The sequence below is a fragment of the Clostridioides sp. ZZV14-6150 genome, from assembly GCF_020657875.1.
Classification (GTDB): Bacteria; Bacillota; Clostridia; order Peptostreptococcales; family Peptostreptococcaceae; genus Clostridioides.
Map to the genome: position 1 here is coordinate 101,484 of NZ_JAGWDA010000015.1, position 18,935 is coordinate 120,418.

Consider the following 18,935-nt stretch of genomic DNA (forward strand, 5'->3'; position numbering starts at 1 on the left):
TATTGACTAGTTGCTTTTATAATTATAAATAATGTCTATAAATCAATTTATATTACAAGGCTTGTTTAAAAAAAAAGATTACTGGTAAGCAGTAATCTCTATTTTTTAGGGATTTTTACAACAACTTCCATATAATCTCCCTTATCTATTTCATTATACTTAGCATCAATTCCTGTATTTGATATAGCATCAAAGGCTTGCTTTATAGTATTTATGTAAATTCTTATACTCATAGCACCCTTTATATTCTGTTTTTTATCAGGCTCTTCTTGAATTTCAATTTCTTCTAGTATATCTTGTATCAGTTTTTCTGTTTTTTTAACAGTCAATTCATTCTTTATGACCTTTTCTAGTACACTTTTCATTAAATCTTCACTTGGTAATTTAAGGAATGCTCTAGCATGTCTTTCTGTTAAATTATTCTCTATTAGCTTCATTTTTATATCGTTTGGAAGCTTTAATATTCTAAGCTTGTTTGCTACAGTAGATTGATTTTTGCCTAATTTTTCTGCTAATTGCTGTTGAGTAAAAGCATGCTCTTTTATTAAGTTTTCATAGCCAATTGCTTCTTCAATAAAATTTAAGTCTTCTCGTTGCAAATTTTCTAATAACGCTAGAACAGCAGAAGATTCATCGTCCATATTATTTATAATTGCTGGGACAGTTTTAAGCTCTGCTAACTTAGCTGCTCTTAATCTTCTCTCTCCAGCAATTAGTTCATATTTACCACCTTTTGCTCTAACTGTTATAGGTTGAATTATACCATATACCTTTATAGAATTGCTCAATTCCTCCAATGAAACTTGTGAAAATATTTTTCTTGGTTGGTATGGATTTGGAACTATATCTTCTATAGGTATCTCCATAACTCTTTTATCTTCCATAACATACCTCTCTTATTTTAGATATAAATATTTTTGTTCTCTATATGTACATACAATTTTATTTCTGCATCTACTTTAATAATTCCTTTATTTTTGTTTGTTTTGAGGCAACCTTAATTATTTCTCAGGAAATAATTAAGGTTGCCTACTAATTAATAGCTTGATTATTTAATAGGATTTTTAGCTGGTTTACCAGCTTTTCTAGGGTATTTAACTGGTGTTTCATGTATCTTTTTAAAAACTAATATATTATGATTTAAATCTATTTCTGGTAATTCTACATCTATTTTTTCGACAAACTCTAATCCTAAAGTATCTATAGCCTTTTTTGATTCCTCTAATTCTAGATTAGCATTTGGACCTTTTAAACAAATAAAATATCCTCCTACTTTTACAAATGGTACACAAAATTCCATAAGAATTGGTAATCCAGCTACAGCTCTTGCTGTAGCAATATCATACTTTTCCCTGTACTTTTCATCTTTTCCAAAATCTTCAGCTCTTCCATGTATAAATGTAATACCCTCTAGTTCTAATGCTCTGCCAACTTCTTCTAAAAAGTTTATTCTTTTATTTAAAGAGTCTAATAAAGTTAATTTTAATCCATCTAAACATATTCTTAGTGGTATACCTGGAAAACCAGCACCTGTACCAACATCTATTATAGACATACCATCTTTTATATATCCATTTTTTACAGCTGAAATAGAGTCTAAAAAGTGTTTTATATATACTTCTTTTTCATTCTCTATTCCTGTAAGGTTCATTTTTTGATTCCAATCAACTAATATATCTCTATATGTTTTAAATTTTTGTAACATATTATCATTTGTATCTATATTAAAATTTTCAATTCCATTTTTTAGAAGCTCTATATTATTCACCTTTGCCACCTCTAGTCCTTCTAACTTGTTCAAGGTGTATAAGTAAGACTGATATATCAGCTGGAGAAACACCTGATATACGAGATGCTTGACCTATTGAAATAGGTTTTATATCGTCTAGTTTTTGTCTTGCTTCTAGTCTAAGTCCTTCTATTGATGAATAATTTATTTTTTCATCTAATTTCTTATTCTCAAGCTTTTTAAATTGTTCTATTTGTTTTAATTGCTTGTCTATATAGCCTTCATACTTAGTCATTATCACACATTGTTCTTTAACTTCTCTTGAAACATCTTCACCAGCATCTTTTCCTAATTCTTCAAGTAACTCATAGGATACTTCTGGTCTTTTTAAAAACTCATACAATGATATTCCAACTTTTATTGGCGTTGCACCTTTTTCTTCTAATAAACTATTTACTTCTTTTGGTGTAACCCTTTCACGCTTTAATCGCTCAAATTCTTTTTCTACAGCATTCTTTTTATTTATGAATCTTTCATATCTATCTTCTTTAACTAGTCCTAATTCATAACCTTTTTGAGTTAATCTCATATCAGCATTATCTTGTCTTAAATACAATCTATATTCTGCTCTTGATGTCATCATTCTATAAGGTTCATTAGTTCCTTTTGTGACAAGGTCATCTAATAATACACCTATATATGCTTCTGATCTATCTAATACAAAAGGTTCTTTTCCTTCTATCTTTCTGACAGCATTTATACCAGCCATAAGTCCTTGAGCTGCTGCTTCTTCATATCCAGAAGTTCCATTAAATTGCCCTGCACTAAATAAGTTTTCAACACCTTTTATTTCTAAACTTATTTTTAATTGTGTTGGGTCAACACAATCATATTCTATAGCATATGCAGGTCTCATTATCTTACAGTTTTCAAGCCCCTTTATAGTTTTATACATATCTAATTGAACTTCAAAAGGTAAACTAGTTGATATACCTTGAATATACATTTCTTTAGTATTCAGTCCCTCTGGCTCTATAAACAATTGATGTGAAGTTTTATCACTAAATCTTACTACTTTATCTTCTATCGAAGGACAATATCTTGGCCCAGTACTTTCTATCACGCCACTATACATAGCAGACCTTTTTAAATTATCTAGTATAACTTTTTGAGTATCTTCAGTAGTTCTTGTTAAATAACAAGGTTCTTGCTCTTTCTCTATGTTTTCATTCATAAATGAGAAAGGAGTTACTTTTTCATCACCTTCTTGTAGAGACATTACAGAGAAATCTATACTATCTCTATGGACTCTTGCTGGTGTTCCTGTTTTAAATCTTCTCATTCTAAGACCTAATTCAACTAAACTATCTGTAAGATATTTTGCATATCCTAATGCATTAGGCCCTTCGTAAAATGCTACCTCACCCATATATATTTTTGAATTTAAATAAACTCCAGTAGCTAATATTACAGCTTTAGATTTAAATGAACATCCTAGTTTAGTTCCAACACCTATTACAACATTTCCTTCATGTAATATTTCTACAACTTCATCCATAGCTATATCAAGATTTGGCTCATTTTCTAATGTTTTTTTCATTTCTTCATGGTATTTAAATTTATCTGCTTGGGCTCTTAAAGAATGAACTGCTGGTCCTTTAGCAGTATTTAACATTCTACTTTGTATATATGTCTTGTCTATATTTAGTCCCATTTGACCACCTAAAGCATCTATCTCTTTTACTAATTGACCTTTACCCGTTCCACCAATTGATGGATTGCAAGGCATTAATGCAATAGAATCTAAAGACATTGTTATTATCAAAGTTTTATATCCCATTCTTGCAGTAGCTAAAGCAGCTTCACATCCCGCGTGACCTGCTCCAACTACTATAACATCATATTTTCCTGCTTCAAACTTTATCATTTATAATTCCTTTCTTTTTAATATTAATGTTTCATGAGAAACACTATAAAATATCTATAATTTCTATAATAAAAAATGAAATTTATTACTTTTATATCTTCTTTCCTTTTGCATTTTATATCCTATTTTCCTATACAGAAGTTATGGAATATATTATCTAGTAAATCCTCTGTTACTGTATCCCCATTAATATATCCAAGGTAATCCCATATATTTTTTAAATCTACTTCTACAAAATCAAATGGCATACTTTGTTCTAGAGCAATTAAAGCATCTGTTGCAGACTTATATGCCTTACCAAGTGCATCTTTATGTCTAGAATTAGTTACTACTAAGCTAGAATTGTTTTTGATACTTCCTTTATATACCATAGACTCTATCTTATCTTGTAACGCTTCTATTCCTTCTTGTTGTAAAGCTGATATTCTTATTATACTATTATTTTCTACATATTTAAGTATTTTTTCTTCTTCAATCTCTTGTTTTAAGTCATTTTTATTTAATAGCACTATTGTTTGTTTATCTTTAAGCTTCTTTAATATTTCTATATCTTCTTCTGACAACTTTCTTGATGCATCTAAAACCATTATAATTAAATCAGCACTTGTAAATGATTCTTTAGATTTCTCAACTCCTATTTTTTCAACTATATCATCAGTATCTCTTATACCTGCTGTATCAACTATCTTAAGAGGTATACCTTTTATATTCACAAATTCCTCTATGACATCTCTAGTAGTTCCTGGTATGTCTGTAACTATAGCTCTGTTTTCTCCCAAAATAGAGTTAAGCAGTGAAGATTTTCCTACATTTGGTTTACCAACAATTACTGTTTTCAAGCCTTCTCTAAGTATTTTCCCACTTTCAGCTGTATCATATAATTTTTTAATTTCTTTTTTAAGCTCGCCAGTTTTATCCTTAAGTGTTTGATATGTTATATGTTCAATATCTTCTTCAGGATAATCTATAGCAACTTCTACATGTGCCAGTATCTCAGTAACTTTATCTCTTAAGTCTCTTATCTTCTTTGATAGAGAACCCTCTAGTTGGTTTTGGGCAACTTCATGAGCTATATCGGTTTTTGCCTTTATAACATCTATTACTGCTTCTGCTTGAGATAAATCTATTCTTCCATTTAAAAATGCTCTTTTAGTAAATTCCCCAGCTTCTGCCAATCTAACATCTTTAGATAATATTAATTCTAAAATTTTCTTTACTGAAATAAATCCGCCATGGCAATTTATTTCTATAACATCTTCTCCTGTATATGAATTTGGACCTTTCATATATGCCAATAATACTTCATCTATTACATTTTCATTATCTACAATATTTCCATATATTAATGTTCTTTTATTATAATCTTTAATACTCTTTCCTGACATGGACTTAAAGATTTCTTCTGCAACTTTTAAAGCTTTTTCTCCACTTATTCTCAGTATACCTATGCCACCTTCTCCAGGTGCTGTAGCTATAGCCGCTATTGTATCATCTATAAACAAATTTATCACCTCTTAATTTATAATTTTTACATATAGATTTATTTTTAACCAATTGCAATGATTTAATAAGATTAAAAAATAAAACCCCCTAATGTTTAGGAGGTTGATTTTATCTTTTACACTCAATTACTAATCTTCTATATGGATCGGTTCCTTCACTATATGTAATTACATATTTGTCATTTTGAAGAGCTGAATGTATTATTCTTCTCTCATATGGATTCATATAATCTAATTTTTTAGTTTTTCTTGTTTTCGCTACTTCTCTAGCAACCTTATTAGCATATCTTATTAAAGACTCTTCTCTTTTTGACCTATAGTTTTCTATATCTACAAGTACTCTTGTATGAGAGTCTTTATTTATTTTATTAAGAGCTAATCCAGTTAAAAATTGAATAGAATCTAAAGTTTCCCCTCTTCTACCAATTAAACTTGCAGCTTCTTTGCCTTCAATATCAACCATGATTAAATTATCTTTTTGAGATACATTGACTTTGGCATCAACATTTGCATTTTTCAACATTACCTCTATAAAATTTTTAGCTACATCTAGTTCCCTTTCAATAACAAAAATTTCATAGGTACCATCTTTAGCACCTATAAAACCTAAAAACCCCTTGCTTGGATTTTCTAGTATTTCTACCTCTATATCCTCTACTTTTAAATTTAACTCTGCTATAGCCTTATTTATAGCTTCTTCTTTACTTTTACTTTTTATTAATTTTAGGCTTTTTCTCATTAACTTTTTCCTCCTTAGAGTTAGCAGCCAGCTTAGCTTTTAAAGGATTCATTATTAAGTAATACTGAGCTATTGAGAATAAGTTACTTACTGTCCAGTACAATGTAAGTCCTGCTGGGAATATAAATCCCCAATAGAAAGACATCCCTGCCATTACATATGTCATTACTTTCATAGAGCCTTGTAGTTGGTCCTTTGGAGTCATTACTTTTTGCATTACATATGCACTTGCTCCTGAAAATACTGCTAATACATAATCTGGTGCTGTTAAACTTTTTATCCATAAAAACCCATTGTCAGCCGCCATAAATGCAGCTTGATTTGCAAAAACGCCATGAGCAACTGGCTCTCTTAAAACGCTAAATAATCCTATTAATATAGGAAACTGTATTAATAAAGGTAAACAACCAGATAGTGGATTAATTTTAGCTTCTCCATATAACTTAACAATTTCTTCATTTTGTTTTTCTGGCTTATTTTTATATTTTTCTTGTATCTCTTTTATACGAGGTTGTATATCTTGCATTGCCTTTGTTGACTTAGTCTGTTTAACTGTTAATGGTAGTAAAACAATCTTTACAAGTATAGTAAAAATTATTATAGAAATACCATAATGGTTAACAAATTCAAATATTACCTTAAGAATTAATCCTAAGAAATTTCCTATTATATTCAATTTTTTTATACCTCCTAATAGTTACTCTCTTTTATTTTAGAGGGTCGTAACCTCCTGGATGAAAAGGATGACATTTTAGAAGTCTTCTTATCGTTAAGTACATACCTTTTACAAATCCATATTTTTTAAATGCCTCTATTGAATATTGTGAGCAAGTTGGATAGAATCTACAAGTAGGTCCCTTTAAGGGAGATATATACTTTTGATAAAATTTTACTAAATAAATACATAAATTCGATAAATACCTACTTATTTCCTTTAATATATAAATTATTTTATTCAAAGTTATTAACCTCCAGATTTATAGCATACAATTTAAAGAGAAATATCCGTTCTTTTAACTAAATTTTTTATAGACTTGTCTATATCTTTAAAACTAGCATCTTTACTAGATACTCTTGCTATAAATACTATATCATATCCAGGCTTAATTTTTTCATCAATATTTAATCTGTAAGCTTCTTTTATTAATCTTCTTACTCTATTTCTAGTGATAGCTTTTCCTACTTTCTTTGAAACAGAAATACCTATTCTACTATAATCTGATTTATTTTTAAGTATATATATTACTAAATATCTGTTTGCAAAAGATTTGCCGTGTTTATATACTTTTCTAAAATCAGAGTCTTTTTTTAACCCTTTTGTCCTATTAAAGTCCATAGTTAACCTCCATAAACACAGCTATGCATTGTAATTATTTACACAAAAAGGCCACCTTTGCAGCGGCCCTTTTGTAATTAATGAGTTAATCTATTTCTTCCTTTAGCTCTTCTTCTTTTTAACACGTTTCTTCCGTTAGACGTCTTCATTCTTTTTCTGAAACCATGTTCTTTACTTCTTTGTCTCTTTTTTGGTTGATAAGTTCTTTTACTCATTATTTTGCACCGCCTTTCAGATTTCATTTTCCGTTTATAAAAATAATAACTTTACCCTCAAAGTAAACATAACACATATAATTATAAATACTTTTACTATCGTTGTCAACGAGTTTTTGGTATGCTTGCATCACAAAATCTACCATATATATATTATGTATTTTTTTTATTGAAAATACTAGTAAAAATCTATTTAATTTTATTCTAAATTATTTTTTTCAATTATATACACAAATAAAGTAAATTTAACATGTTTATATTTTTATCAACAATTAGTTAATATTGTGGATAAATTAGTTACAAATCATTGAAGTTTGACATATATTTTGATATTATAAATATACTTGTTGATAATGTGCATAAATGTTATCAACTTATTAGAAATTATTCACAGCTTGTGGATACTTTTGTGTATAACTTTTAAGATTACTGACAATACTCTAGTTATAATCACCATTTATTGTATGTTTATGTTATTTATAACTTTATCTACATATTGTTTATATCTTTTCATATTTTTTTAATAATTTATACTATTATTAATTTATCAACACCATTATCCATAAATTTAGTTATTCTGTAAAATTTATATATATTTTTGCTTTTCTGTTAATAACTTTGTGGAAAATATTAATTATTCTGTTCGGAGGTTTATATTATGGATATAGTTTCTTTATGGGACAAAACCCTACAATTAATAAAAGGTGACTTAACTTCAGTAAGTTTTAATACCTTTTTTAAAAACATCGTACCATTAAAAATACATCTTAATGACTTGATACTACTAGCTCCTAGCGATTTCAATAAAGATATTCTAGAAAATAGATATTTGCATTTAATTGAAGATGCTATAAATCAACTGTCATTAAAAAAGTATAATATTAAATTTGTATTGAGCGAAAAAGAAGTTGCTGACCTAAATTCTGATAGTACAGATTTAAATTACAGAGTACTTTACCCTAACCTGAATCCAAAATACACATTTGATACGTTCGTTATTGGTAATAGCAATAGATTTGCTCATGCTGCATGTGTTGCAGTTGCTGAATCTCCTGCTAAAGCTTACAATCCACTTTTTTTGTATGGAGGAGTTGGTTTAGGTAAAACCCATTTAATGCACGCTATTGGACATCACATCGTCAGCCAAAAAAAGGATTCAAAAGTTGTTTATGTTTCTTCAGAAAAATTTACTAATGAACTTATAAACTCTATAAAAGATGATAAAAATGAAGAATTTAGAAATAAATATAGAAACGTAGATGTCTTATTAATTGATGATATTCAATTTATAGCTGGGAAAGAAAGAACTCAAGAAGAGTTTTTCCATACATTTAATACTCTTCATGAGGCAAATAAACAGATAATTATCTCTAGTGATAGACCGCCAAAAGACATACCTACACTAGAAGATAGATTAAGATCGAGATTTGAAATGGGACTTATAACTGATATTCAGGCCCCAGACTTTGAAACAAGAATTGCTATACTTAGAAAAAAGGCTCAACTAGAACGTATAGAAGTGCCAAATGAAGTTATGTCATATATAGCAAAAAATATTAAGTCAAACATAAGGGAACTAGAAGGTGCCCTAACTAGAGTAGTTGCTTACTCTTCTCTTAGTAATAGAGTGATATCTTTTGATCTTGCTACAGAAGCATTAAAAGATATTATAACAACTTCTAAAAATGAAGAAATCAATGTGCTTAGAATAAAAGAAAAAGTTTCTTCTGTATTTAATTTAAAAATGGAAGATTTTAATTCTAAAAAAAGAACTCGTTCAATAGCTTTTCCAAGACAAATAGCTATGTATTTAACGCGCGAACTTACTGACTTATCTCTTCCTAAAATAGGCGAAGAATTTGGAGGAAGAGATCATACAACAGTAATTCATGCTCATGACAAAGTATCTAAAGACATAAAAGAAAGTGAAGAAATTAAGACTAAAATAGACAAAATTATATCAGATTTAAAGGGATAATTTATACACAATTGTCTGTTTATATCTATTGAATAACTTGTTTATATCTTTTTATCTTAAAATTTATTAACAAATAATTAAGTCTAAAATAACAAAGATATCAACATCTTATACACATGTTGATATCTTTGTATTTATAATGTTACATATACTTATTAACATTATCAACAACACCTACTACTATTACTACTATGATTTTAACTTATTTTTTTATATAAAAAGCCAGAGGAGGTTATCCACATTGAAAATAATTTGTAATCAAAAAATCCTAGCAAATAGAATTGGGATTGCTCAAAAAGCTATTAATGGAAAAACAACAATAGAACTATTAAAAGGTATACTTATATCTACAGAAGAAGGTCAATTAAAACTTACTGGATATGATGCAGAGATAGGAATAGAAACTTATGTACAAGCAGAGATTATAGAAAAAGGTGATGTTGTTGTAGATGCAAGATTATTTGGAGATATAATTAGAAAACTACCAGATTCTTTTGTTGAGATAGAAACAGATTCAGAAAATAATATTTACATAAATTGTGTAAATTCAAGATTTAAAATTAAAGGATATGCAGCTAAAGAATTTCCTAAGCTACCAGAATTAAATGAAGAAGATTTATATAGCATACCTCAAGAACTCCTAAAAAATATGATTAAACAAACTGTATTTGCTATTTCACAAGATCAAACAAAACCTGTTTTAATGGGAGAACTTCTAGAAATTGTAGATAAAAATTTAAATTTAGTAGCAATTGATGGCTATAGATTGGCTGTAAAAAGCTGCTCAGTTGATAGCTTAACTGAAAATATAAAAGTAATAATTCCAGGAAAGACACTTATAGACGTAAATAGCTTGCTTTCTGGAGAGGATAATGTTAAAGTTGGATTTAACGAAAAAAATGCTATTTTTATAATTAATGATACAAAAATTATTACAAGATTACTTGAAGGAGATTTTATTGATTATAAAAAATTGTTGCCAAGAGAGCATAACAGTAGAGTAAAGTTAAATACTAAAGAACTTTTAAACAGCATAGAAAGAGCATCTTTATTGTCTCAATCAGAAAAAAATAACCTTATAAAATTATCTATAAGAGATAAAGTAATGGCAATTACTTCTAATACAGAAAAAGGAAATGTATATGAAGAAGTTGAAATAGATTTAGATGGAGATTATTTAGATATAGCTTTTAACTCTCGATACTTTATTGAAGGGTTGAAAAATATAGATAATGAGGAAATATTTATAGAATTTACTACAAATGTAAATCCTTGTATAATTAAACCAACAGATGATATTAATTATATTTACTTATTACTTCCAGTAAGAATATCATCCAATATATAGCAGACATTAAGGAGTTGTCTTTTGTAGAAAAATTTTTCTAATCTTAGGCAACTCCTTTTGCAAGTATTTTTATGGTATAATATACTTTTAATGTATTAATACCTATTTACCTAAAATAATGGCAAGGAGGAACTCTTATGACTGAAATAACTATAGAATCAGACTATATAAAGTTAGATCAATTCCTAAAATTAGCAGAGATTGCATCAACTGGAGGTCATGCAAAATTTTTAATTCAAGAAGGTCTAGTGACAGTAAATGATGAAATAGAATTAAGAAGAGGGAAAAAGATAAAATCAGGAGATATAGTTGAGATAGAGGGAACTAAAATAAAAGTATTGTAAAAAAGGAGAACTTTTTGTGAAACTTAAAAGTTTGCAGCTTGTTAATTTTAGAAATTATGAAAAGTTGCATCTGGAATTTAATGGGAAAGTGAATCTTCTTGTTGGAAAAAATGGTCAAGGAAAGACAAATATAGTAGAATCTATTTATATGCTTTCTTTTGGCAAATCATTTAGAACCAATAAAGATAGAGAAATGGTTAGATTTAATAGTGAAAATTTATATGTTGGAGGAAGTTTTTCAAAATATAATAAATATAGTCTAATAGAGCTAATTATTGGAAAAGATAAAAAGGGGATACGAATAAATAAAGTCCCTTTGCAAAAAATGCAGGAATTACTTGGCAACTTAAATGTTGTCATATTTTCACCTGAAGATTTAAGACTGGTTAAAGAGGGTCCTAAAGAGAGAAGGACTTTTATAGATAAAGAGATTAGCCAAATTATTCCTAAATATTATAATTATCTTACTAATTACAATAAAATACTTTCTCAAAGAAGTAGAGTGCTAAAAAGCATCCATGTTGATGAAGCTTTATTAGATGTATATGATGATACACTAGCAAAATATGGAAGTTATATTTATATTTTACGCAGAGACTTTATAAAAAAGATAGCTAATATATCTGAACATATGCATATGAATTTGACTAATGGAATTGAAAAATTATCAATCAAATATAAAACTCAAATAAATATAACTGATGAAGATACTATAGAAACAGTATATAATAAATTTTTAGCCAAGTTGTCATCAAATAGACCTAATGATATAGAATCTAGAACTACTAGATATGGTATACACAAAGATGACTTAAATATATTCATAAATGATTTAGATGCAAGACTTTTTGGTTCACAAGGTCAACAGAGAACTGCTTCAATATCATTAAAGCTGTCAGAGATAGAATTAATAAAAAATGAGGTTGAAGAATATCCAGTATTAATTTTAGATGATGTTTTTAGTGAGTTAGATGAAGCAAGACAAAAACTTTTAGTAAATAATTTAAGCAATGTTCAAATGTTTATAACAAGCGCTGAAATTTCACATAAAAAAATATTTGATGAAAAGGATGTTACAATATTTAATATTGAAAATGGCAATGTTATTAGCATAGAGAATGGAGGAAATTAAATGAAACAAGAATACGGTGCAAGTCAGATACAGGTATTAGAGGGATTAGAAGCCGTTAGAAAAAGACCAGGTATGTATATTGGTAGTACAAGCCCAAGAGGTTTACACCACTTAGTTTATGAAGTTGTAGATAATAGTATAGATGAGGCTTTACAAGGATATTGTTCACATATATATGTATCTATTAATGAAGATGGCAGTATTTTAGTAAAAGATGACGGAAGAGGTATCCCAGTCGAAGTACATCCTAAGACTGGAAAATCAACTTTAGAAACAGTATTAACTAATCTTCATGCAGGAGGAAAATTTGGAGGCGGAGGATATAAAGTATCTGGAGGTCTTCATGGAGTTGGTGTTTCTGTAGTTAATGCATTATCAAAATGGATGACAGCAGAAGTTTATTTAAATGGAAAAATATATAAGCAGACATATGAAAAAGGTCTACCAACATCTAAGCTTGAAGTAGTTGGAGAATCTCAAAGTACAGGAACAATAATTCAATTTATGCCTGATGCTACAATATTTGATGAAATAGAGTTTAAATATGAAACATTGGAATATAGACTGAGAGAACTTTCTTTTTTAAATAAAGGAATAAAAATAGTATTTGAAGATAAAAGAGAAAATCAAGAAAAAAGAAAAGAATTTCACTATACAGGTGGTCTAGTAGAATATATTAAGTATTTAAATAAATCTAGAACTGGAATACATGATGACATAGTTTATATAGATAAAAAAGTTGACGATTGTATTGTCGAATTAGCTATGCAATATACGGATGGTTATACAGAGAACATATATTCTTTTGCAAATAATATAAATACACATGAAGGAGGAGTTCATTTAAGTGGATTTAAAGCAGCTCTTACTAAAACTGTAAATGATTATGCTAAGAGAAATAAATTCTTAAAAGAAAATGACGTTAACTTACTGGGTGAAGATATAAGAGAAGGCCTTACAGCTGTAGTATCAGTTAAATTACCAGAACCTCAATTTGAAGGGCAAACTAAAACAAAACTAGGTAATAGTTTTATGAGAGGTGTAGTTGATAGTGTAACAGTTGATGAACTTGGTTCTTTCTTAGAGGAAAATCCAACAACAGCTAGAATAATAGTTGATAAAGCTTTGAGAGCACAAAGAGCGAGAGAAGCTGCAAAGAAAGCAAGAGAATTAACAAGAAGAAAGAGTGTTTTAGAAAGCACATCTTTACCTGGAAAATTAGCAGATTGTGCAGAAAAAGACCCTGCTAAAAGTGAAATATTCTTAGTCGAAGGAGATTCAGCAGGAGGTTCAGCAAAACAAGGTAGAGACAGAAATAGCCAAGCGATACTTCCATTAAGAGGTAAGATACTTAATGTCGAAAAATCAAGACTAGATAGGATATTATCTTCAGACGAAATAAAAAATATGATAACAGCTTATGGTTGTGGTATAGGAGAAGATTTTGATATAGATAAGGCTAGATATCATAAAATCATAATTATGACCGATGCCGATGTAGATGGAGCTCATATAAGAACTTTACTACTAACATTCTTCTTTAGATATATGAGACCTCTTGTAGATGAGGGATATGTTTATGCAGCACAACCTCCTTTATACAAAGTAACAAAACAAAAAAAGGAATATTATGTTTATTCAGATAAAGAATTAAATATTTTATTAGATGAAATTGGAAGAAATGGTGTAGAGCTTCAAAGATATAAAGGTCTTGGAGAGATGAATGCAGAGCAATTATGGGACACTACTATGAATCCTGACACAAGAACTTTATTACAAGTAACTGTAGAAGATGCTGCAATTGCAGATGAAGTATTTTCAATGCTTATGGGTGATAAGGTTGCTCCAAGAAAAGAATTTATAGAAGAAAATGCAAGATTCGTTAGAAACTTAGATATATAGAGAGAGGGGATTAGTATACATGGAAGAAAATAACAAAATACTCCCTATTGAAATAGCGGAAGAAATGAAAAAATCGTATATCGATTATTCGATGAGTGTTATAGCTGGACGTGCTCTTCCTGATGTTAGAGATGGTCTAAAGCCAGTTCACAGAAGAATACTATACTCAATGAGTGAATTAAACTTAACACCAGATAAACCATATAGAAAGTCAGCCCGTATTGTTGGGGACGTTTTAGGGAAATACCATCCACATGGAGATACTGCTGTTTATTTTGCAATGGTAAGAATGGCTCAAGACTTTTCAACTAGAGCACTTTTAGTAGATGGGCATGGTAACTTTGGTTCTGTTGACGGAGACTCACCAGCTGCGATGCGTTATACAGAAGCTAAGATGAGTAAATTATCATTAGAATTATTAAGAGATATAGAAAAAGAAACTGTAGATTTTAAGCCAAACTTTGATGAATCATTAAAAGAACCTTCAGTACTACCAGCAAGGTATCCTAATCTATTAGTAAATGGATCTAATGGTATAGCTGTTGGTATGGCAACTTCAATACCTCCACATAATTTAGCTGAAGTAATTGATGCAACTGTACATTTGATTGACAATCCAGATTGTAGTGTTGAGGACTTAATAAAATTTATACAAGGTCCAGATTTTCCTACAGCTGCAATTATAATGGGTAAAGAGAATATAGCAGAGGCATATAGAACTGGAAGAGGTAAAGTTAAAGTTAGATCTAGAGCTTTTATAGAAGAACTTCCAAAAGGAAAACAACAGATAATAGTTACAGAAATACCTTATCAAGTAAATAAAGCTAAATTAGTTGAGAGAATAGCTGAATTAGTTAAAGAAAAAAGAATAGAAGGTATATCAGATTTAAGAGACGAAAGTAATAGAAATGGTATGAGAATTGTTATAGAATTAAAGAGAGATGCTAATGCTAATATAGTATTAAATAATCTGTATAAACATTCTCAAATGGAAGATACATTTAGTATAATAATGCTTGCTCTTGTAGATGGCCAACCAAGAGTTTTAAATCTTAAGCAAATACTATATCATTATATTAAACATCAAGAAGATGTTGTCACAAGAAGAACCAAATTTGAATTAAATAAAGCTGAAGCAAGAGCACATATTTTAGAAGGATTAAAAATTGCTTTAGATAATATAGATGCTGTTATAAGTTTGATAAGAGCTTCAAAAACAGGTCAAGAAGCTAAAATAGGTTTAGTAGAAAAATTCAATCTAACTGAAATTCAAGCTCAAGCTATACTAGATATGAGACTTCAAAGACTTACAGGTCTAGAAAGAGATAAGATAGAAGCTGAGTATGAAGATTTAATAAAGAAAATAAATAGATTAAAAGAAATTTTGGCTGATGAAAGATTACTTTTAAATGTAATAAAAGATGAAATGACAATAATAAAAGAAAATTATTCTGATGAAAGAAGAACAGAAATAAGACATGCTGAAGGCGAGATAGATATGAGAGATCTTATAAGTGATGAGGAAATAGCCATAACTCTTACTCACTTTGGATATATAAAAAGACTTCCATCTGATACTTATAAGAGCCAAAAAAGAGGTGGAAGAGGTATCTCAGCACTTACAACTAGAGAAGAAGATTTTGTAAGACATCTGATAACTACAACTACTCATAGTAGATTACTGTTCTTTACAAATAAGGGTAGAGTATTTAAATTAAATGCATATGAAATACCTGAAGGTAAGAGACAAGCAAAAGGTACTGCTATAGTAAACTTACTTCAATTATCAGCAGATGAAAAGATTGCAACTTTAATACCTATAGATGGTAATGATGAAAATGAATATTTATTACTTACAACTAAAAAAGGTATCGTTAAAAAGACTAAACGAGAAGAGTTTAAAAATATAAATAAATCTGGTCTTATTGCTATAGGTTTAAGAGATGATGATGAACTTATTGGAGTAGAGTTAACAGATGGAAAACAGGAAGTACTTTTAGTAACTAAAGAAGGTATGTCTATAAGATTTGATGAAAATGATATAAGATATATGGGTAGAACAGCAATGGGTGTAAAAGGTATAACTTTAAGTAAAAAAGACTTTGTTGTATCTATGAATCTTTGTAGCAAAGGTACAGATGTATTAGTTGTCAGTAGAAATGGTTTTGGTAAAAGAACAAATATAGAAGAATACAGAAGCCAAATAAGAGCAGGAAAAGGAATCAAAACTTATAACATATCTGAAAAAACTGGTACAATTGTTGGTGCAGAGATGGTCAATGAAGATGATGAGATAATGATTATAAATTCTGATGGAGTTCTTATTAGAATAAGAGTTAATGAAATTTCACTATTTGGAAGGGTTACAAGTGGTGTTAAATTAATGAAGACTAATGAAGAAGTGAATGTAGTTTCGATTGCTAAAATAAATATTGAAGAAGAATAGGATAAATATCCTATTCTTTTTGTATAATGTACTTAGATAAAAATTTAAAATTGAAAGGAGTAGTTATTATGTGTAATAAAAGAGGTTGTAAAAAAGGTGGATTTTTATTAATAGGAGCCATTTTAGGTTTTATATTTGGTATGTTTCTTGCACCAAAAAAAGGTTCTGAGTTAAGAAAAGAGACAAAAGATAAGTTTGATAAAGTGAAAGAAAACCCAAAAGAAGTTCTACATGAAACATTTAATGATGTTAAAGAGAGAATAATAACTTTAGTAGATGATGATAATAATGAGGAAGATATAAAAATTTCAGAAGAAGATATAGTAATAAGTAAAAGTTTTGACGACGAGGGAGATGTTAACTAATGAATGCATGGGGGTGGCAGATAGGAGCCGTATTAGTAGGTAGCTCGGCTCTTATAGTAGCAATTTATTTAGCTAAAACTCTAAATAGTTTAAATAAAGTTGTTGAAAAAGCTTATAAGATTGTAGATTACAATGAAAGACACATACAAGATATTGTTGAAAATGCATCATCAATATCAAAGGGAATAGATGATATAGTTTATGTAATTAATAAGATATTGAGTATAGGTAATATATTTAAAATTATTAAGAGGAAATAGGAGGTTTTTACATGTCTATGAATATAGATTCAAATTTAGATTCTCAAAATAAGTTTTGGAATGTTTGTATTGATGGAGAACTTGATGTCTCTACAGCAGATAAATTAAAAGAACATTTACATGGTTTAATAGAAAGAAACATGTTGGATGTAAAGATTAATCTTAAAGATTTAGATTATATAGATTCTACAGGTTTAGGGGCTATGATAGGTGTTTTAAAAAAACTAAAGATAAATGAAAAAGAAATATACATAGTAAATCCTAAGAGTAATGTTAGGAAAATTTTTACTATAACAGGTCTAGATAAAATATTTAAAGTGGAGGGATAAATTTTGGCTTGTGAAACTATAAAGATGGAAATTACTACAAATCCAGATTATGTAGGCATAATAAGATTAACAGCATCTGGGATTGCAAATAAAATGGGGTTTCCAATAGATGATATAGAAGATATAAAGGTAGCAGTATCAGAGGCATGTACAAATGCAATAAAACACAGTAATGATGATGTATTCAATATAGTATTTAATATTTTAGATGATGCAATTAATATAGAGATTCAAGATAGTGGAAAAGGATATGATGTTAGCTCAATAAGTACACCAGATTTAGAGAATCCAAAAGAAAGTGGTCTTGGATTATTTATAATTAAAACTTTAATGGATGATGTAGATATTGAATCAGAATGTAATCAAGGAACAAAAATAAAAATGACTAAGTATTTAGGAGTTGATATTTAATGAAAAATGTAGCTAATGCTACACATTACCTAAATATGGATACAAAAGAGCTATTTAATTTATATAATACAAATAAAAACGTAGATATCAGGAATATTCTTATTGAAAGACATCTATATTTAGCAAGGTTGTTAGCTAAGAAGTATATAAACAAGGGTGTTGACTTTGAAGACATATATCAAGTTGCTTCATTAGCATTAATTTATGCTATTGACAGATATGATGTTGAAAAGGGATTTGAATTCTCCAGTTTTGCAACACCAACTATAGTAGGAGAAATTAAAAAATATTTTAGAGATAAAGTATGGACACTTAGAGTACCAAGAAGAATACAAGAATTAAGCAAAAAAATAAGTGATGCTAAAATTAAACTAGAGCAAGAAAATAAAAAACATCCAAAGGTAAAAGATATCGCTGACTATATAGGGGTTAGTGAAGAAGATGTATTAGAGGCTATGGAAGCCTCTTATGGTTATCAACCTATGTCTTTAGATTCATCAAGTAATGATGATTCAGAAGACAAAGACATAACTCTTATTGATAAAATAGGAAAAGAAGAAGGTAATTTCGGAAGTATAGAATATGAAGATTTTATTAATAAGTTTATTGAAACTTTAAATGAGTTAGAAGTAAAAATATTTAAAGATAGATTTTTCTTCGATAAAACCCAGTCTAGTATAGCTAAAGAATTAGACATATCCCAAATGACTGTTTCTCGCTTAGAAAAAAAGGTCGTAGAAAAGCTAAAAAAAGAATATGAAAAAAATTTCTAAAAAAATATAAAAAAAGTATTGACCTACTGTTTGAATGATGGTATAGTATTACTTGTCCTTGAAAAAAAGGAATAAGAAAAAAATACGAACATTGAAAATTAAACAGTAGGTTAATTTATATTAAGAAACAAACCATAAAGCCAGATATTTTGATAACAATAGTATCTGAGCCTGATAAACTTTTATTTGAGAGTTTGAT

The 18,935-nt window shown here is 28.7% G+C and carries 20 protein-coding genes; 11 read left to right on the forward strand and 9 right to left on the reverse strand.

Going from position 1 to position 18,935, the window contains the following annotated elements:
* Window positions 1-98: 98 nt before the first annotated feature.
* From noc to rpmH, 9 genes are all read right to left on the reverse strand, one after another.
* Complete coding sequence (gene noc / locus KGF41_RS16320; protein ID WP_227828568.1) at window positions 99-884, reverse strand: nucleoid occlusion protein; 786 nt, start codon at window positions 882-884, stop codon at window positions 99-101.
* A gap of 164 nt (window positions 885-1,048) precedes the next feature.
* Entirely contained in the window at window positions 1,049-1,768 is a 720-nt protein-coding gene (rsmG, locus tag KGF41_RS16325) for a 16S rRNA (guanine(527)-N(7))-methyltransferase RsmG (protein ID WP_227856986.1), read from the reverse strand.
* Window positions 1,761-3,656, reverse strand: coding sequence for a tRNA uridine-5-carboxymethylaminomethyl(34) synthesis enzyme MnmG (gene mnmG, locus KGF41_RS16330; protein WP_227828567.1), 1,896 nt, complete (start codon window positions 3,654-3,656; stop codon window positions 1,761-1,763). Before mnmG ends, rsmG begins: the two co-directional genes overlap by 8 nt.
* A gap of 122 nt (window positions 3,657-3,778) precedes the next feature.
* Window positions 3,779-5,158, reverse strand: a complete 1,380-nt coding sequence (gene mnmE, locus KGF41_RS16335; protein ID WP_227839153.1) for a tRNA uridine-5-carboxymethylaminomethyl(34) synthesis GTPase MnmE — start codon at window positions 5,156-5,158, stop codon at window positions 3,779-3,781.
* Window positions 5,159-5,267: 109 nt separating this feature from the next.
* Window positions 5,268-5,897, reverse strand: a complete 630-nt coding sequence (jag, locus tag KGF41_RS16340) for an RNA-binding cell elongation regulator Jag/EloR (protein WP_227828565.1) — start codon at window positions 5,895-5,897, stop codon at window positions 5,268-5,270.
* The gene (locus KGF41_RS16345) at window positions 5,866-6,573 is read right to left on the reverse strand and encodes a YidC/Oxa1 family membrane protein insertase (protein ID WP_227828564.1); all 708 of its coding nucleotides are present in this window, start codon (window positions 6,571-6,573) and stop codon (window positions 5,866-5,868) included. Before KGF41_RS16345 ends, jag begins: the two co-directional genes overlap by 32 nt.
* Before the next feature lie 31 nt (window positions 6,574-6,604).
* Window positions 6,605-6,856 (reverse strand): membrane protein insertion efficiency factor YidD, encoded by a 252-nt coding sequence (yidD, locus tag KGF41_RS16350; protein WP_227436574.1) that lies wholly within the window; start codon window positions 6,854-6,856, stop codon window positions 6,605-6,607.
* A 32-nt stretch (window positions 6,857-6,888) separates the two neighbouring features.
* Window positions 6,889-7,233, reverse strand: coding sequence for a ribonuclease P protein component (gene rnpA / locus KGF41_RS16355; RefSeq protein ID WP_227828563.1), 345 nt, complete (start codon window positions 7,231-7,233; stop codon window positions 6,889-6,891).
* Window positions 7,234-7,310: 77 nt separating this feature from the next.
* Complete coding sequence (gene rpmH / locus KGF41_RS16360; RefSeq protein WP_003420485.1) at window positions 7,311-7,448, reverse strand: 50S ribosomal protein L34; 138 nt, start codon at window positions 7,446-7,448, stop codon at window positions 7,311-7,313.
* 658 nt (window positions 7,449-8,106) lie between these two features.
* On the opposite strand from rpmH, the gene dnaA reads away from it, so the two are divergent.
* From dnaA to KGF41_RS16415, 11 genes are all read left to right on the forward strand, one after another.
* Window positions 8,107-9,426 (forward strand): chromosomal replication initiator protein DnaA, encoded by a 1,320-nt coding sequence (dnaA, locus tag KGF41_RS16365; protein WP_255287852.1) that lies wholly within the window; start codon window positions 8,107-8,109, stop codon window positions 9,424-9,426.
* A gap of 241 nt (window positions 9,427-9,667) precedes the next feature.
* Entirely contained in the window at window positions 9,668-10,774 is a 1,107-nt protein-coding gene (gene dnaN, locus KGF41_RS16370) for a DNA polymerase III subunit beta (RefSeq protein WP_227436578.1), read from the forward strand.
* Window positions 10,775-10,911: 137 nt separating this feature from the next.
* Complete coding sequence (gene yaaA, locus KGF41_RS16375; protein WP_227436580.1) at window positions 10,912-11,118, forward strand: S4 domain-containing protein YaaA; 207 nt, start codon at window positions 10,912-10,914, stop codon at window positions 11,116-11,118.
* A 16-nt stretch (window positions 11,119-11,134) separates the two neighbouring features.
* Window positions 11,135-12,250: a DNA replication/repair protein RecF gene (gene recF / locus KGF41_RS16380; protein ID WP_227828562.1), complete on the forward strand. Its 1,116-nt coding sequence runs from the start codon at window positions 11,135-11,137 to the stop codon at window positions 12,248-12,250.
* The gene (gene gyrB / locus KGF41_RS16385) at window positions 12,251-14,152 is read left to right on the forward strand and encodes a DNA topoisomerase (ATP-hydrolyzing) subunit B (RefSeq protein ID WP_227828561.1); all 1,902 of its coding nucleotides are present in this window, start codon (window positions 12,251-12,253) and stop codon (window positions 14,150-14,152) included.
* A 19-nt stretch (window positions 14,153-14,171) separates the two neighbouring features.
* Window positions 14,172-16,598 (forward strand): DNA gyrase subunit A, encoded by a 2,427-nt coding sequence (gyrA, locus tag KGF41_RS16390; RefSeq protein WP_227828560.1) that lies wholly within the window; start codon window positions 14,172-14,174, stop codon window positions 16,596-16,598.
* 68 nt (window positions 16,599-16,666) lie between these two features.
* The gene (locus tag KGF41_RS16395) at window positions 16,667-16,963 is read left to right on the forward strand and encodes a YtxH domain-containing protein (protein ID WP_227436588.1); all 297 of its coding nucleotides are present in this window, start codon (window positions 16,667-16,669) and stop codon (window positions 16,961-16,963) included.
* Complete coding sequence (locus KGF41_RS16400; protein WP_054272124.1) at window positions 16,963-17,223, forward strand: hypothetical protein; 261 nt, start codon at window positions 16,963-16,965, stop codon at window positions 17,221-17,223. Before KGF41_RS16395 ends, KGF41_RS16400 begins: the two co-directional genes overlap by 1 nt.
* 11 nt (window positions 17,224-17,234) lie before the next feature.
* Window positions 17,235-17,552 (forward strand): STAS domain-containing protein, encoded by a 318-nt coding sequence (locus KGF41_RS16405; protein WP_227436590.1) that lies wholly within the window; start codon window positions 17,235-17,237, stop codon window positions 17,550-17,552.
* Window positions 17,553-17,555: 3 nt separating this feature from the next.
* A complete protein-coding gene (locus KGF41_RS16410; RefSeq protein ID WP_227828557.1) occupies window positions 17,556-17,963 on the forward strand; it encodes an ATP-binding protein in 408 nt (135 codons plus the stop codon).
* Window positions 17,963-18,736: a SigB/SigF/SigG family RNA polymerase sigma factor gene (locus KGF41_RS16415; RefSeq protein WP_227436593.1), complete on the forward strand. Its 774-nt coding sequence runs from the start codon at window positions 17,963-17,965 to the stop codon at window positions 18,734-18,736. The genes KGF41_RS16410 and KGF41_RS16415 overlap by 1 nt, the downstream gene beginning before the upstream one ends.
* Window positions 18,737-18,935: the final 199 nt, after the last annotated feature.